The 15045-nt window shown below is 67.0% G+C and carries 14 protein-coding genes; 7 read left to right on the top strand and 7 right to left on the bottom strand.

Annotated features, from left to right (window positions below; all coding sequences use genetic code 11):
* Positions 1–11: 11 nt before the first annotated feature.
* Positions 12–1427, top strand: a complete 1416-nt coding sequence (locus ABNQ40_RS15605; protein WP_109051455.1) for an HlyD family type I secretion periplasmic adaptor subunit — start codon at positions 12–14, stop codon at positions 1425–1427.
* A gap of 97 nt (positions 1428–1524) precedes the next feature.
* Here the strand turns inward: ABNQ40_RS15605 and ABNQ40_RS15600 are convergent, their stop codons facing one another.
* Positions 1525–1827 (bottom strand): hypothetical protein, encoded by a 303-nt coding sequence (locus ABNQ40_RS15600; protein ID WP_247879980.1) that lies wholly within the window; start codon positions 1825–1827, stop codon positions 1525–1527.
* A gap of 466 nt (positions 1828–2293) precedes the next feature.
* Between ABNQ40_RS15600 and ABNQ40_RS15595 the strand changes: the two genes are divergently transcribed.
* The 4 genes from ABNQ40_RS15595 (at position 2294) to ABNQ40_RS15580 (ending at position 7173) form a co-directional block, all read left to right on the top strand.
* Complete coding sequence (locus tag ABNQ40_RS15595) at positions 2294–4129, top strand: alpha/beta hydrolase (protein ID WP_109051454.1); 1836 nt, start codon at positions 2294–2296, stop codon at positions 4127–4129.
* Between the two features lie 181 nt (positions 4130–4310).
* The gene (locus tag ABNQ40_RS15590) at positions 4311–6356 is read left to right on the top strand and encodes a serine/threonine protein kinase (protein WP_247879979.1); all 2046 of its coding nucleotides are present in this window, start codon (positions 4311–4313) and stop codon (positions 6354–6356) included.
* Positions 6357–6394: 38 nt separating this feature from the next.
* The gene (locus ABNQ40_RS15585; protein WP_109051453.1) at positions 6395–6886 is read left to right on the top strand and encodes a hypothetical protein; all 492 of its coding nucleotides are present in this window, start codon (positions 6395–6397) and stop codon (positions 6884–6886) included.
* Positions 6887–6936: 50 nt separating this feature from the next.
* On the top strand, positions 6937–7173 hold the full coding sequence (locus ABNQ40_RS15580; RefSeq protein ID WP_109051452.1) for a hypothetical protein: 237 nt from the start codon (positions 6937–6939) through the stop codon (positions 7171–7173).
* Positions 7174–7205: 32 nt separating this feature from the next.
* Here the strand turns inward: ABNQ40_RS15580 and bla are convergent, their stop codons facing one another.
* Positions 7206–8111 carry a class A beta-lactamase gene (bla, locus tag ABNQ40_RS15575; protein WP_109051451.1) on the bottom strand — a complete coding sequence of 302 codons (906 nt, stop codon included), beginning with the start codon at positions 8109–8111 and terminating at the stop codon, positions 7206–7208.
* Positions 8112–8295: 184 nt separating this feature from the next.
* Here bla and ABNQ40_RS15570 point away from each other — a divergent pair, with 184 nt between their 5' ends.
* Positions 8296–8532, top strand: coding sequence for a hypothetical protein (locus ABNQ40_RS15570; protein WP_109051450.1), 237 nt, complete (start codon positions 8296–8298; stop codon positions 8530–8532).
* 120 nt (positions 8533–8652) lie between these two features.
* Positions 8653–9276: a glutathione S-transferase family protein gene (locus tag ABNQ40_RS15565; RefSeq protein ID WP_109051449.1), complete on the top strand. Its 624-nt coding sequence runs from the start codon at positions 8653–8655 to the stop codon at positions 9274–9276.
* A gap of 57 nt (positions 9277–9333) precedes the next feature.
* Here ABNQ40_RS15565 and ABNQ40_RS15560 read toward each other — a convergent pair whose 3' ends face one another.
* From ABNQ40_RS15560 to ABNQ40_RS15540, 5 genes are all read right to left on the bottom strand, one after another.
* A complete protein-coding gene (locus ABNQ40_RS15560) occupies positions 9334–10563 on the bottom strand; it encodes a phenylacetate--CoA ligase family protein (RefSeq protein ID WP_109051448.1) in 1230 nt (409 codons plus the stop codon).
* 85 nt (positions 10564–10648) lie between these two features.
* Positions 10649–11506: an ABC transporter ATP-binding protein gene (locus tag ABNQ40_RS15555; RefSeq protein ID WP_109051447.1), complete on the bottom strand. Its 858-nt coding sequence runs from the start codon at positions 11504–11506 to the stop codon at positions 10649–10651.
* A 76-nt stretch (positions 11507–11582) separates the two neighbouring features.
* On the bottom strand, positions 11583–12875 hold the full coding sequence (locus ABNQ40_RS15550; protein ID WP_109051446.1) for an ABC transporter substrate-binding protein: 1293 nt from the start codon (positions 12873–12875) through the stop codon (positions 11583–11585).
* A 53-nt stretch (positions 12876–12928) separates the two neighbouring features.
* Positions 12929–14002, bottom strand: coding sequence for a branched-chain amino acid ABC transporter permease (locus ABNQ40_RS15545; RefSeq protein WP_109051445.1), 1074 nt, complete (start codon positions 14000–14002; stop codon positions 12929–12931).
* Positions 14003–14009: 7 nt separating this feature from the next.
* On the bottom strand, positions 14010–14897 hold the full coding sequence (locus tag ABNQ40_RS15540) for a branched-chain amino acid ABC transporter permease (protein WP_109051444.1): 888 nt from the start codon (positions 14895–14897) through the stop codon (positions 14010–14012).
* Between the last annotated feature and the right edge of the window lie 148 nt (positions 14898–15045).

Genomic DNA, 15045 nt, shown 5'->3' with positions numbered 1-15045 from the left:
AAGGAAGTCCCATGACCACGATGACCACGACCTTCCCCGCCCCGCTCTCCAGCGACAACGGCCCCGAGACCCCCGCCGGCAAGCCGTCGCGCAAGACCGCTACCATCACCTCGATCCATGCGCTGCGGGCGGCGATGCCGGAAACCAATGCCCGCGGCCTGCTGCTGGGCGGCTTCCTGGTCCTGGCGGTCGGCTTCGGCGGCATGACCGGCTGGGCGGCGGTGGCCCCCCTGCACAGCGCGATCAGTGCTTCGGGCTCGCTGGCGCCGGAGACCGGCCGCAAGGTGGTGAAGAACACCGAAGGCGGCGTGATCAGCGCCATCATGGTCAATGAGGGCGACCGGGTCGAGGCCGGCCAGGTCCTGATGCGGCTGGACAGCACCGAGGCGCAGACCCGGCTGGAGATGCTGAACGCCGCCCTGTTCGACACGCTCGCCTCCGAAGCGCGCCTGTCGGCCGAGCTGTTCGAGAAGCCGGCCATCGAATGGCCCGACGCTCTCGCCGCCCGCCGCGCCAAGGAGCCGGCGGTCGAGAACGCCATGCTGAACCAGGAGAAGCTGTTCCAGGTCCGCCGCACCCAGCTCGACACCGAAGCCAAGCTGACCAAGGACCGCATCGCCACGCTGGGCGACGAGGTGCAGAGCCTGGAGAAGCAGCGCGCCTTCCTGGCCCGCGAGATCAAGCTGTCGGACGAGGACATCCAGATCACCCAGGGCCTGCTGGACCGCGGCAACTCCACCCGCACCAAGCTGGTGGCAGCACAGAAGGAGAACGCGCAGCTCCACGCCCAGGACCATGAGCTGGAAGCCCGCATGTCGCAGTCGCGTCAGCAGGCCGTCGATGCCCAGGGCGATCTGGTCCGCCGCCGCAGCGACTTCCGCGAGAAGGTGCTGGTCGAGCTGGACAAGGCCCGCGGCGACGCCCAGAAGCTGGCCGAGCAGATCCGCGACGCCAAGAACCGCCTGGACAACCGCACCGTCAAGGCGCCGGACGCCGGCAATGTCGTGATGTACGGCCATCCGGCAGTCGGCGGCAGCATCACCGCCAACGAGCCGGTGCTGGACATCGTCCCCGACGACAAGGCCCTGCTGGCCGAGGTCCGCATCCAGCCGAAGGACATCAAGTCGATGGCCGTCGACCTGCCGGTGAAGGTGCAGCTGACCGCCTATGACAGCCGCGTCGTCGGCACCATCGACGGCACCGTGTCCTACGTGTCGGCCGACCGCCTGACCGACAACGCGACCCGCCAGGAATATTACCTGGCCCGCATCCGCCTGAAGGATGCCGACAGCCACGAAGTCCGCCACATGAAGATCAAGGCCGGCATGCCGGTGGAGGCCCGCATCGTGCTGTCCGCCCGCACCCCGCTGGACTACTTGGTCCAGCCGCTGCGCCAGTCCTACGTGAAGGCCTTCATCCAGGAATGACGAGCGTGGGGTGGGACAGCCCCTCACCCCAGAGCCCTTGAATACAGACAAAAGCCCCCGGCCGTCCGGCCGGGGGCTTTTTTCTTGTCCGGAAAACTCAGCTCTTGCCGGGCCGCAAGTCCGGCTTCGGCGGAACCGCCATCGGGGTGGGCAGCGGCTCCGGCACCTGGATCGCCTCCGTCTGCTCACGGGTGCGGCGGGATGCCGCGCGGTCCTGGGCCAGACGGTCCATCGCCTGCTGGCGCTGCGCCTCGGTGGTCAGGTCGGTCGGGCGCGGCGGGACGGTGCCCAGGTTGGGGTACTCGCTCCGCTCCCCGGTCATACTGCGGATGGGCGACGAATTGTCGCTGACCGGCGAAGGCTCGCCGGTGATGGCCCCCAGCGGGCCGGTGTCGAGCATGCGGTCGCTGCAGGCCGACAGCCCGAAAACCATTGGTATCGCTACGATTAGCAGGCTGAACGCCGGCCCGGCCGCCGCGATGCCCCGACCGTTACCCTGACTGCCCGTCACCATCATCCTTCCCCGTGTCTGGCCGATACGCCACACTTGTGCGACGATCCTTGAAATGAAATGTTCACATCTGCGGTGTATGAGAGGTTTCGGATTTCTCCTGCACCGCACCATAAAGCCGGACCGCCGCACGCAACCCACAGCGACGCCAACCACAGCGACATGGTGCAGACCACTCCCAGAGACCGCCCCCAGACACCGCTTCCTGAAGACCATCGCCTGCAAGCCTGTATAGCCGTCCGTCCGCAAGGCCCAAAGCCCAATCTGGCGCAAGCCCGATCCCGCGGACCTAAGGTGACACAGGCGACGTGACCGAGACGACGCGACACCCGCCCAAAGAAGAAGGACCGTGCTCATGGCCGAGACCAAGGCCCCCCCTCAGGCTTCCAACCCGGCTTCCCCCCAGGTGCCCGACGTCAAGCTGCCCGATCCGGTCGAAATGTCGCGGGCGATGACCCGCATCGCCGAGCAGAGCCAGCGGCTGGTCTCCGAGTTCCTCGCCCGTCAGGCCGCCGACGGCGCCGGCCCGAAGAGCCCGGATCCGATGGGAGTCGGCCATGCCTTCCTTGAGATGACCACCCGCATGATGGCCGACCCGGCCAAGCTGATGCAGGCGCAGATGTCGCTGTGGCAGGACTACCTGACCCTGTGGCAGCGCACCACCCAGCGCTTCTTCGGGCAGGAAACCCAGCCGGTCATCGCGCCCGCCAAGGACGACCGCCGCTTCAAGGACGCCGCCTGGGACGAGAACACGCTGTTCGACTTCATCAAGCAGTCCTACCTGCTGAGCGCCCGGTGGATGCAGTCGACCGTCAATCAGGTCGAAGGGCTGGACGACCACACCGCCAAGAAGGTCGATTTCTACACCCGACAGTTCGTCGACGCGATGGCGCCCTCCAACTTCGTCATGACGAACCCGGAGGTGCTGCGCGCGACCATCGAGAGCGGCGGCGAGAATCTGGTCAAGGGCCTGGAGCATCTGCTGAAGGATCTGGAGCGCGGCAAGGGCGAGCTGCGCATCTCCATGACCGACTACGATGCCTTCCAGCTGGGCAAGAACATCGCGGTCACGCCGGGCAAGGTCGTCTTCCAGACCAGCCTGATGCAGCTGATCCAGTACACCCCGACCACGCCGGACGTGAACAAGCGTCCGCTGATGATCGTGCCGCCCTGGATCAACAAGTTCTACATCCTCGACCTGCGCGAGAAGAACAGCTTCATCAAGTGGGCGGTCGACCAGGGCCACACCGTCTTCGTCCTGTCCTGGGTCAACCCGGACGAGACGCTGGCGGCCAAGGGCTTCGAGGACTACATGGTCGAAGGTCCGCTGGCCGCCCTCGACGCCATCGAGAAGGCGACCGGCGAACGGGATGTCAACGCCATCGGCTATTGCCTGGGCGGAACGCTGCTGGCCTCCACGCTCGCCTACATGGCTGTCAAGAAGGACGACCGCATCAAGTCGGCAACCTTCTTCACCACCATGCTGGACTTCGCCGAGGCCGGCGAGCTGTCGATCTTCATCGACGAGGAACAGCTGACCTTCATCGAAGGGCAGATGGCCGAACAGGGCTATCTCGACGGCGCCAAGATGGCGACCACCTTCAACATGCTGCGCGCCAACGACCTGATCTGGTCGTTCGTCGTCAACAACTACCTGCTGGGCAAGGATCCCTTCCCCTTCGACCTGCTGTACTGGAACAGCGACAGCACCCGCATGCCGGCGGCGATGCACAGCTTCTACCTGCGCAACATGTACCAGAAGAACATGTTGGCGCAGCCGGGGGCCGTGACGCTGAAGGGCGTTCCGGTCGACCTCGGCAAGGTCAAGGTGCCGGCGCTGTTCCTGTCGGCCCGTGAAGACCACATCGCGCCGTGGAAGAGCACCTACAGCGGCGCCCAGCTGTTCAGCGGCCCGGTCAAATTCGTGCTGGGTGCGTCCGGCCACATCGCCGGCGTCGTCAACCCGCCGGCGGCCAACAAGTACTGCTACTGGACCAGCGACAAGCTGGCCAAGACCTCCGACGAGTGGCTGGAGAAGGCGACCCAGACCCCCGGCTCCTGGTGGCCGGAATGGAACAAGTGGGTCGGCCAGTACGCCAACGGCAAGGTTCCCGCCCGCCAGCCCGGCGACGGCGCCCTGCCCGCCCTGGAAGACGCGCCCGGCTCCTACGTCGCAGTCAAGAACGGGTAAGGCGAAGCCGAGCGGCCTCACCCACGCTTATCCGCACGGAAAACCCCCGCCCGTCCCGGCGGGGGTTTTCCTTTTCCGTCCAATCCGATAGTGTTACGCACGCGCACGTTAAGGGTTTGTTTGCCCTTTTTACGCCACCTAAGGCCTGCGCACATTCGCACGCCCCGGGGATCCGCCGTTCATGCCATCCGACGCCCAGACAGGTATGATGGGAGCCGCCACGGCAGCGATGGCGAACGCCGAACCGGTCAAGCTCGCCGAACGCTACGAGATCCAACCGGGCGCGCCGATCCCGCTGCTGAACGCCGTCGGCGGCAATGCCTTCACCGCCAAGGCGCTGCGCGAAAAGCGGATCGAGCCCTTCGCCATCATCTGCCATGCGGCGGTGCTGCCGCGGATGGACATCTGCTCCACCGTCGGCAGCCTCGACAACGCCACCCACATGCGGCTGCTCGACTGGGGGCTGGTGGACTGGCCGCAGGACCGCGGGCGGCGCTTCTGTCTGGTGTTCGAACGGCCGGGCGGCAAGCGGCTGATGGGATCGCTGACCGACACGCTGGATCCGATGCCGGAAGACCAGCTGACCCGGCAGATCGTCCACCCGCTGGTGTCGGCGCTGAAGGAGCTGTCGAGCCGTGGCGTCGTCCATGGCGCGATCCGCCCGACCAACCTGTTCTACCGCGATCTCGCGTCCGGCGCGCTGATGCTGGGCGACTGCGTGTCGACCCAGCCCGGCTACGGCCAGCCGGTGCTGCTGGAAACGATCGAGCGCGGCATGGCCAACCCGGCCGGGCGCGGCACCGGCACCATGGCCGACGACCTCTATTCGCTGGGCGTCACCCTGCTGATCCTGGCGCTCGGCCGCAACCCGCTGGCCGGGCTGGACGACGAGGCGGTGCTGCAGGCGAAGATGGAGCGCGGCTCCTACCCGGCGCTGGTCCAGCAGCAACGGCTGCCGCTGGCGATCAACGAGGTGGTGCGCGGCCTGCTGGTCGACGACCCCAAGCAGCGCTGGACCCTGAACGACCTCGATCTGTGGGTGGCCGGCCGCCGGCTCAGCCCGAAGCAGCCGCAGATTTCCCGCCGCGCCGCCCGTCCGCTGGAATTCCAGGGGTCGGAATACTGGCATTGCCGCACGCTGGCCCGCGCCTTCGCCCGCCATGCCCCCGCCGCCGCCTCCGTCATCGAAAGCGGGGAGCTGGACAAGTGGCTGCGCCGGTCGATGGGCGACGATGTGCGGGCGGAGGCGGTGGGCCACGCCATCCAGACCGCCTCCAGCGGCAAGGGCGGCACCCAGGGCGACCGGCTGGTGGCCCGCGTCTGCATCGCGCTCGACCCCGCCGCCCCCATCCGCTACCGCGGCCGGGCCATGATGCCGGACGGCATCGCCACCATGCTGGCCGACGCCTTCATGCGCGGCGAATCCCCCCAGGCGGTGGCGGAGGTGCTCGCCAACCAGCTGCCGATGTTCTGGGTCAACGTCCAGACCGACTTCAAGCCGGAATTCGTGCCGCTGGTGCAGAGTTTCGACCAGCTGCGCGGCTTTCTCGACCGCTCCAGCCACGGGCTGGGGGTGGAGCGCGTGCTGTACGAGATGAACCCGACCATGCCCTGCATGAGCGGTCTGGTGGTCAAGCAGTTGCCGACCACCCCGGCCGAGCTGCTGCGGGCGCTGGACTGGATCGCCGCGGGGGGCGAACGGCACAAGGACCCCATCGACCGGCAAATCGCCGCCTTCCTCGGCGCCCGTCACAAGCGCGGGGACGAGCTGCTGTTCACCCAGCTCGGCAGCGGGGTGGAGCCGATGCGGCGCATCATCGCCATGCTGACCATCCTGTCGGACATCCAGGCCCGCACCGGCGTCGATGGGCTGACCCATCTGGCCAGCTGGGTGGTGGCGATGCTCGACCCCGCCTTCCGCCGCTTCCACAACCGGCCGCAGCAGCAGGAGGTGCGCAAGATGGCGGATGCCGCCGCGCACAACGGCCGGCTGACCGAACTGCTGAAGGTGGTCGACGATCCGGACGCGCTGCGCCGCGACCGGCTGGAGTTCGAAGCGGCGCAGATCGCCTACCGCGAGGCCGACGCCGAGATGGACAAGATCCGCCACACCATCGCCGACCGCAATTCCATCATCGAGACGTCGGGCCGGCAGGTCGCCGCAATCGTGTCCAGCCTGCTGTCGACCCTGCTGGTCGCCGGCATCATCCTGTTCTTCGCCTTCTGACCGGATCTCATAAAATCTGAATCGACGGGGGGATCGCCATGGCGCGCAAGAAGAAGAAAAAGGGTGGCGCCCTCACGCTGATCCTGCTGATCGTGCCGGCGGCGCTGATCGTGCTGCCGACCACCATCCTGTTCGGCATCGGCATGATCCCGACCATCGTCGCCTATGTCGTCGACCGCGATCCCGACAAATCGGCGCCGATCACCGTCGGCGGGCTGAATTTCTGCGGCTGCATGCCCTTCGCCATCGATTTGTGGAAGCACCAGCACACCATCGGCGCCGCCGCGAAGATCTTCGCCGACCCGCTGGCCTGGCTGGTGATGTACAGCGCCGCCGCCGTCGGCTGGGGCATTTATTACGGCATCCCGCCGCTGGTCGCCGGGATGGAAGTCAGCCGAGCCGAAAAGCGGGTCGAGGTGCTGAAGCAGAAAAAGGTGGCGCTGGTCCAGGAATGGGGACCGGACGTGGCCGGCGATTACTTCGACGAGTCCGGCGGCATGGAGCCGGACGCCGAAATGGAAAATGCCTGATCGGGCGACGACCCCACTGCCGGACTTGCAACCGGACTCTCCGTCAGGGCATGATCCATGCCGAGGGCCGCCGGGTCGGCCATGAGGTTGGAATGTTCAGCGTCAGCGAGAATGAAGCCGCCGCGATCCAAAGGGCGTTTCACGAAAGCGGCGAATGGGCGGCCGTCGTCGAGCTGCGGCGGCATTTCCACATTCAGGACAATGTGAACGCCCTGAACGCCGTCCGCTCCATCGTCAGATGGGCGGGGGCGGCGCCGCCGCATCCGCAGCCCACCTCCCCTCTCTGAGCCCCCTCTCTAGCTCTAGCTCTAGCTCTGCCTCAGCCGATCAGGCCGGCCACCGCCCGCGCCACATCGGCATGGATGGCGTCCTGCTGCTTGAAGTCCTTCGCGGTGTGGGTCAGGTAGCTGGCGACCAACAGCGGCGCGCGGCCCTCCGGCCACAGGATGGCGATGTCGTTGGCGGTGCCGTTGGTGCCGGTCCCCGTCTTGTCGCCGACCCGCCAGCCGGCCGGCAGCCCGGCGCGCAGACGCTTGTCGCCGGTCTTGTTGGCGACCATCCAGTCGGTCAGCTGCTTGCGGGACTCCGGCCGCAACACGTCGCCGACCAGCAGGCGCTCCATGCTGCGCACCATGGCGGCCGGCGTGGTGGTGTCGCGCGGGTCGCCGGGGATGGCGGTGTTCAGCGCAGGCTCGTTGCGGTCCAGCCGCGTGACCTTGTCGCCGATGCCGCGCAGGAAGGCGGTGAGGCCGGCCGGGTTGCCGACGCCGGGCAGCAGCAGGTTCGCCGCGACATTGTCGCTGAGCGTCATCGCCGCCTCGCACAGTTCGGCCACCGTCGGCGGCGTGCCGTTCAGCCGCGTCTCCGAGAAGGGCGCGTAGGGGACCAGATCGGCCTTGGTCACCGGAATCCGCCGGTCCAACCGGTCCTTGCCCTGGTCCACCGTCTTCAGGACGGCGGCAGCCAAAAGAAATTTGAAGGTGCTGCACATCGGGAACCGCTCGTCCCCGCGCCAGCCATGCAGCCGGCCGTTTGCGCTGTCGAGCACCGCGACGCCCAGACGGCCGCCGGTGCGCCCCTCCAGCTCGGTCATGCGCGCCGCGAACGCATCGCTTCCCGTGGCTTTCCCGCCTTTGTTCTTGCCGGTTTCCGCAGCCCGCGCCCCGGCCGCCGACAGCAGCAGAACCCCGCCCGTCGCCGCCAGGAACCCCCGCCTTCCGATCATTCCAACCTCCCTTTGCATCGTTGCGATGGCCGGACGATAGAAATCCCGGCGCGGGCCGGCAAACGAGCTTTCCTCGCGGAAGACCCAAATTAAACTTATGCCTTTCCGGGACATCGCCATGGCAGGCTATGGGGCGCCGCGGCAAGAGGCGGACAGGGCGTGGACAGCGGGAGGAAGCAGGCCGATGCCTATGCGTCAGGACATGGAGACGGACCGTTTCGAGGCGACGGCTGAGGATGGCAGCGTCCATGCGGTGGTCGAGACGACCAGCTACATCCAGATGGTGACCTTCCGCGGCCCCGCCGGCTGGGTGCCGGAGGGCAAGAGCTATCGCCTGGACAGCGGCGACGCGGTGGAGCAGGCGGCGGACGGCGGGTTCCGCATCGCTGCGTCGGGGCTGGCGATCCGGCGGATGGCCTGAGTGCACCCTTGGGTGAGTCCGCCCGCGCTTTCCGCTGGCGTGGCCGGGGCGGTTGAGGCCATCCTCCCGGCAACACCGGTCCCGACCCGTTCGGGTCCGCAAATCAGGGAGACAGAGATCGTGACCGCGCCCTTCATCCTCTACGGCAACGTGAATTCCCAGCCCGCGACCCGCATCGCGCTGTTCTTCCGGCTGGCCGGGGTTCCCTTCCAGTACCGTCATCTCGATCTGCGCGCCGGTCAGCAGAAGTCGCCGGAGTATCAGGCGATCAACCGCTTCGGCCGGGTGCCGACGCTGGTGCATGGCGACCATTCGATCTCGGAATCCAGCGTGATCCTGACCTATCTGGCCGAGCAGACCGGCCAGTTCGGCGGCCGCGACGAGGCTGAGAAACTGCGCCTCGCCGAATGGCTGAGCTGGCTGGCCGACGTGCTGCTGCCGGTCCAGCGCGCCCGCGCCGTGCGCAAGTTCAACGGCGATGCCAACGCCCTGCCCTGGCTCGATGGCGCGGCGGCCAGCGGGTTGAAGCTGTTCGACCAGCATCTCGCCGGCCACAGCTACATCCAGAGCGAACGCCTGACCATCGCCGACATCTTCGCCTTCCCCTGGATCGACCTGCTGAGCGAATCCGGGATCGAGGAGAAGGACTATCCGAACGTCAAGGCCTGGGCCGACCGCGTCCGCGCGCAGCCGGGCTACAGGCCGCAATATGAGCTGATGCCGCAGGCCGACGCGGAGTGCTGAGGTAGGAAGACAGACGGTTGCGGCGGTCCCCCGCCGCGACCGTTCACCCCCGCACAGTCACCCCCGCGTGTCGTCGATCACCTTGCCGTCGTTGGGCAGGCTTGCCGGCGCCACGAACTCCACCGCGCCCTTCAGCTTCGTCACCGACGCCAAAGTCTCGCGGATGGCGGCGGCGAGACCCTCTCCGCTCTCCTCCGCCTCGCAGCGGAGCGTCATGGTGTCGCTGGCGTCCTGGCGGCCGACGACCAGACGGGCGCGGGCGACCTGGGGATGGCGGCGCAGCACCTCGGCGACCTGGCTCGGGTGGACGAACATGCCCTTGACCTTGGTGGTCTGGTCGGCGCGGCCCATCCAGCCCTTCAGCCGCATGTTGGTCCGGCCGCAGGGGCTGGTGCCCGGCAGCACCGCCGACAGGTCGCCGGTGGCGAAGCGGATCAGCGGATAGGCCGGGTTGAAGATGGTCACCACCACCTCGCCGACCTCGCCGTCGGGAACCGGGTCGCCGGTGCCGGGACGGACGATCTCGACGATGCTGCCCTCGTTCACCACCAGACCGGAGCGCGCCTGGGTCTCGTAGGCGACGATGCCGAGGTCGGCGGTGCCGTAGCTCTGGTAGACATCCAGCCCGCGCGCCTCGTAGAAGGCGCGGGCATCGGGCAGATAGGGGCCACCCGACACGGCGGCGATGCGGATGGAGGAGACGTCCAGCCCCAGCGCATCGCCCTTCTCCAGGATGATCTTGAGGAAGTCGGGCGTGCCGATATAGCCCCGCGGCTTCAGGCTGGCCACCACCTGGGCCTGCATCTCGGTGTTGCCGGTGCCGGCGGGGATGACGGCGCAGCCGAGGGCGTGCGCCCCCGTCTCGAACATCGAGCCGGCGGGGGTCAGGTGGTAGGCGAAGCAGTTATGGGCGAGGTCGCCGGCGCGGAAGCCGGCGGCGAACAGCGCGCGGGCGCTGCGCCACGGGTCGACGCCATGCGGTTCGGCATCGTGGATCGGGCCGGGAGAGGCGAAGACGCGGGCCAGCCGGCCGATCTCCACCGCCGCCAATCCACCGAAGGGCGGGTTCGCCTGCTGCAAGGCGATCAGGTCGGATTTCCGCGTCACCGGCAGGGTGGCCAGCGCGTTGCGGTCATGAATCGACGCCGGGTCGATCCCGGCCAGCAGCTGGCGGAAATAGGGGGCCGCGTCCTTGGCGTGGTGCAGATGGGCAGGCAGCGCCGCGAACTGCTCGGCCTCGCGCCGGTCGGAGGAACGGGTTTCGAGGTCGTCGTAGAAATCGGTCATGGTCGTTCGTCCGTTCAGGGGTCGGCCGATCAGGTGGCGGGCATCGGCGGTGGGGCATCGGCACGCCGACGCCCCGCCACTCCCCTCAAATCCAGCGCTTGCGGCGCTTGAAGCTCTTCAGGTTCTTGAAGCTCTTGCGCTCTTCATTGCCGCCGCCGCCGAGGTAGAATTCCTTCACGTCCTCGTTGTTGCGCAGCTCTTCGGCGGTGCCGTCCAGCACGACCTTGCCGTTCTCCATGATGTAGCCGCGGGTCGCGGCCTGGAGGGCCATGCGGGCATTCTGCTCCACCAGCAGGATGGTGACGCCAAGATCCTTGTTGATCTGCTGGACGATGCTGAACACCTCCTTCACCATCAGCGGCGACAGGCCCATGCTCGGCTCGTCCATCAGGATCAGCTTCGGCCGGGCCATCATCGCGCGGCCGATGGCCAGCATCTGCTGCTCGCCGCCGGACAGGTAGCCGGCAAGGCCGGTGCGCTCCTTCAACCGGGGAAAATAGCTGAAGACCATGTCCAGGTCGTCCTTCACCCCGTTGTCGCGGCGGGTGTAGGCGCCCAGGCGCAGATTCTCCAGGCAGGTCATGTCGGCGATGATGCGCCGGCCCTCCATCACCTGGAATATGCCCTTGCGGACGATCCGGTCGGGATCGATGCCGTTGATGCGCTCGCCATTGAAGGTGATGTCGCCGCGGGTGACCTCGCCGTCCTCGGTCTTCAACAGGCCGGAGATCGCCTTCAGCGTCGTCGATTTGCCGGCGCCGTTGGCGCCGAGCAGGGCCACGATCTCACCCTCCGGCACCTCCAGGCTGAGGCCGCGGAGCACGAGGATCACGTCGTTGTAGACGACCTCGATGTTGTTGACGGACAGCATCAGCTTCTTCGCGGCCGTGACCGGCGGTGCGACTGGAGCGTTGGTCGAAGCGGCCGTGGCGGTGTTCAGCATGCGGCACCTGAACTGTTCGTAAAGATCGGGAGCGCCCCCGCCCGAAGAGAGGCGGAGGCGCCGCGTGCTTATCGGCTTACCAGCCCAGCCATTCCGGCTTGCGCGGAACGTCGACGGTGGTCAGCTTCTCCAGCTTGATGGTGCCGGCCTTGACCAGATCGTCCACGCCGGCGCCGGTGTCACCCGACACCTTGGCGCGGTAGATGTTGACCGCCGTCATGCCGCGGTGGTCGGTATCGGTCCAGGTGGAGGGAACGCAGACGCCCTCCAGCCCGGCCGGAACCCAGTCCTTCTTCTGGTACATCGCCTTGCGGATGTTCGGACCGGTCACGCCGCCGTTGGCCGAGGCCCAGTCCATCGCTTCCTTCATGTAGAAGGCGGTGCAGACGCCGGCCATATAGTGCACCGGACGATAGGCGGTACCGGCCGCGTCGGAGATCTTGGAGATGTCCTTCAGCGTCTTCATGCCCGGTACCTCGGCGTTCCAGGTCACCGCGGTGCGCATCGGGAACACAACGCCGTCGGCAGCCGAGCCGGCAGCCTTGGCGGCATTCTCGTCCATGCCCCAGACGTTGCCCATGAACTGCACCTTGGCGCCGACGGTCTGGCAGGCCTTCAGCACCGAGATGTTGGAGCCGGCGGTGTTGCCGAGATAGGCGTAGTTGACGCCGGACTGCTTCAGCGTCAGGCACTGGGCGGTGTAGTCGCCGGGGGTCAACGCGAACTGCACGGCCGGCAGCACGTCGAAGCCCAACTCCTTCGCCAGCTGTTCGCCGGCATCCTTGGGCGCGTTGGGATAGGGGTGGTTGGCGCCCATGTGGACGTATTTCGGCTTGCCCTGGCCGCCCTGCTTCTTCCAGTCCTCCGCCGCCCAGGTCAGCATGCCGCGCAGCGCGTCGGAATAGGAGGGGCCATAGAAGAAGTTGTAGGGCGCCGGCTTGGAGCCGTGCGGACCCTTGCCGGTGGGATCGGTCAGGTGGCCGGAGTAGGAACCGGAATAGGCCGGGATCTCGTCCTTGCCTACGAAGCCGGTCAGCGCCTCGGTGTCGGCGGTGCCCCAGCCCTGGAGTGCCGCGATCTTGTCGCTGCCCGACGACCACTTCTTGTACTGGCTGATGGCGCGCGGCGCCTGATAGCCGTAATCGACGGTGTCGACCGCCAGCTTGGTGCCGTTGATGCCGCCCTTGGCGTTGATGTAGGCCAGCGCGTCCGCGACGCCCTGCGCATAGGGCACGCCGACGTCCGACGTGGCGCCGGACTGGTCCGCCAGATGGCCGACCGGGATGTCGGCCCAAGCGGAGGTGACGCCAGTGGCCGAGGTCGCCAGCAGGAGCGCCGAAGTGGCGAAGAGCGCGGTCTTGATCGACATGGTGCGTTGACTCCCCAGTCTGTTCTGTTTGTTGATCGGCAAAAGCGTACGCATCAGTGCGAGAAGGGATAGAGCTTCCAGTAGGCCTTGATCTGCTTCCAGCGGTGGGCCAGCCCGTCGGGCTCGAACACCAGGAACAGGATGATGACGAGGCCGATGGACATCTCGCGCAGGAAAGCGATGTTGTCCTTCAGGTTCAGCGCGGTATCGAGCGCGGTGCCGCTCACCAGCTTGGTCAGCGCCTGCATCGCTTCGGGCAGGAAGACCATGAAGGCGGTGCCCATCAGCGTGCCCATGATCGAGCCCAGCCCGCCGATGATGATCATGCCCAGGAACTGGATCGAGAAGAGGATCGTGAAGCCCTCGACCGACACGAACTGGAGGTAATGGGCGTAGAGGGCGCCGCCGATACCGGCATAGAAGGCGGAGATGCCGAAGGACATCGTCCGGTACTTCGTCAGGTTGATGCCCATGATCTCGGCGGAGAGATAATGGTCGCGCACCGCCACCAGGGCGCGGCCGTCGCGGGTCCGCATCAGGTTGGTGGCGAGGATGTACATCACCACCAGAGCCACCAGCGCGACGTAGAAGAAGCGCTCGTCGGTGTCGAAGGCGAAGCCGAAGATGGTCAGCGGCTCGGCGATGGTGCCGGCGGTGCCGCCGGTGAACCAGTCGGCCCGCGCGAAGAAGTCCTGAAGGATGTACTGCGCCGCCAGCGTGGCGATGGCGAGATACAGCCCCTTCAGCCGCGCCGCCGGCATGCCGAACAGGAGCCCGACCAGCGTGGTGATCACGCCCGCCAGCGGAATGGCCAGCGCCACCGGGACGCCGACGCTGTTGCTGAGCCAGGCCGAGGCGAAGGCGCCGAAGCCGAAGAAGGCGGAATGGCCGATGGAGATCTGGCCGGTGAAGCCGACCAGGATGTTCAGGCCGAGCGCCGCGATGCCGAGATAGCTGATCTGGATCAGCAGGCTGAGCCAGTAGCGGTCCATGAAGGCCGGGCAGGCCAGCAGCAGGACCACGCCCAGGATCGCGAAGTTGCGGCTGGTTTTGGTCGGGAAGATGGTGGTGTCGGACCCGTAGGACGTCTTGTAATCGCCGCTCGGGATGATGCTGACGGATGCCATGGGGGCCTCACACGCGCTCGATGTCTTTGGTGCCGAACAGGCCGTAGGGCTTGATCATCAGGATGGCGATCAGGACGTAGAAGGGTGCGATCTCGTACATGTTGCCCCAGTTCAGCCACTGGCTGTCCAGGTAGTGCGCCATGTTCTCCAGCACGCCGACGATCAGCCCGCCGACCACGGCGCCGATGACGCTGTCCAGCCCGCCGAGGATCACCGCCGGGAACACCTTGATGCCGAAGAAGGACAGTGCGGACGACACGCCGTTGACCACGCCCACCGTGACGCCGGCCACCGCCGACACCATGGCGGAGATCGCCCAGCTCATCGCGAACATGTGGCGGACCGAGATGCCCAGCGACTGCGCCACCTGCTGATCGAAGGCGGTGGCCCGCATGGCGAGACCGGTCCGCGAGTATTTGAAGAACCAGCCGAAGCCCGCCATGATCAGGATCGAGATGAGCAGCGACATGACGTAGACGGTCTGCACCTCCAGCCCGAACAGGTTGACGGTGGGGCTGGCGAAGATCTGCGGGAAGGGCTTGGCGAAGACGCCGAACATCCACTTCATCGCCGCCTGGAAGACGATGGACAGGCCGATCGTCACCATGATGACGGAGATGATCGGCTCGCCGATCATCGGCCGCAGCACGACGATCTGCAGGATGACGCCGAAGGCCAGCATGAAGGCCAGCGTGATCGGGAAGCCGATCCAGAAGGGCAGCTGCCAGTGGGTCAGCAGCCACCAGCAGGTCCAGGCGCCGATCAGCAGGAATTCGCCCTGCGCGAAGTTGACGATGCGGCTGGCCTTGTAGATCAGCACGAAGGACATGGCGACCACGCCATACAGCGCGCCGACGATCAGGCCGTTGACGAGAAGCTGAAACAGAAGGGTCATGGCGTGGCCTCGCCGAGATGGGATCCAAATCCCCCTCTCCCCCCCGGGGAGAGGGTCGGGGTGAGGGGGCGGCGTGGCGAGGAGCGTCCGGCAGACGGATCCCCCTCACCCATCCTCTCCCCGGGGGGGAGAGGGGCTATTTTTGTCT

Source organism: Azospirillum sp. A23 (assembly GCF_042938965.1).
GTDB lineage: Bacteria > Pseudomonadota > Alphaproteobacteria > Azospirillales > Azospirillaceae > Azospirillum > Azospirillum melinis.
The sequence above is the reverse complement of the archived record's forward strand: the minus strand, read 5'-3'. Positions and strand labels throughout refer to the sequence as shown.

What these genes read in the sequence shown, in the direction of transcription:
- ABNQ40_RS15605 (WP_109051455.1), top strand. Translation starts at nt 12, where the DNA reads ATGACCACGATGACCACGACCTTCCCCGCCCCGCTCTCCAGCGACAAC.
- ABNQ40_RS15600 (WP_247879980.1), bottom strand. Translation starts at nt 1,827, where the DNA reads ATGCTCGACACCGGCCCGCTGGGGGCCATCACCGGCGAGCCTTCGCCG.
- ABNQ40_RS15595 (WP_109051454.1), top strand. Translation starts at nt 2,294, where the DNA reads ATGGCCGAGACCAAGGCCCCCCCTCAGGCTTCCAACCCGGCTTCCCCC.
- ABNQ40_RS15590 (WP_247879979.1), top strand. Translation starts at nt 4,311, where the DNA reads ATGCCATCCGACGCCCAGACAGGTATGATGGGAGCCGCCACGGCAGCG.
- ABNQ40_RS15585 (WP_109051453.1), top strand. Translation starts at nt 6,395, where the DNA reads ATGGCGCGCAAGAAGAAGAAAAAGGGTGGCGCCCTCACGCTGATCCTG.
- ABNQ40_RS15580 (WP_109051452.1), top strand. Translation starts at nt 6,937, where the DNA reads ATGATCCATGCCGAGGGCCGCCGGGTCGGCCATGAGGTTGGAATGTTC.
- bla (WP_109051451.1), bottom strand. Translation starts at nt 8,111, where the DNA reads ATGATCGGAAGGCGGGGGTTCCTGGCGGCGACGGGCGGGGTTCTGCTG.
- ABNQ40_RS15570 (WP_109051450.1), top strand. Translation starts at nt 8,296, where the DNA reads ATGCCTATGCGTCAGGACATGGAGACGGACCGTTTCGAGGCGACGGCT.
- ABNQ40_RS15560 (WP_109051448.1), bottom strand. Translation starts at nt 10,563, where the DNA reads ATGACCGATTTCTACGACGACCTCGAAACCCGTTCCTCCGACCGGCGC.
- ABNQ40_RS15555 (WP_109051447.1), bottom strand. Translation starts at nt 11,506, where the DNA reads ATGCTGAACACCGCCACGGCCGCTTCGACCAACGCTCCAGTCGCACCG.
- ABNQ40_RS15550 (WP_109051446.1), bottom strand. Translation starts at nt 12,875, where the DNA reads ATGTCGATCAAGACCGCGCTCTTCGCCACTTCGGCGCTCCTGCTGGCG.
- ABNQ40_RS15545 (WP_109051445.1), bottom strand. Translation starts at nt 14,002, where the DNA reads ATGGCATCCGTCAGCATCATCCCGAGCGGCGATTACAAGACGTCCTAC.
- ABNQ40_RS15540 (WP_109051444.1), bottom strand. Translation starts at nt 14,897, where the DNA reads ATGACCCTTCTGTTTCAGCTTCTCGTCAACGGCCTGATCGTCGGCGCG.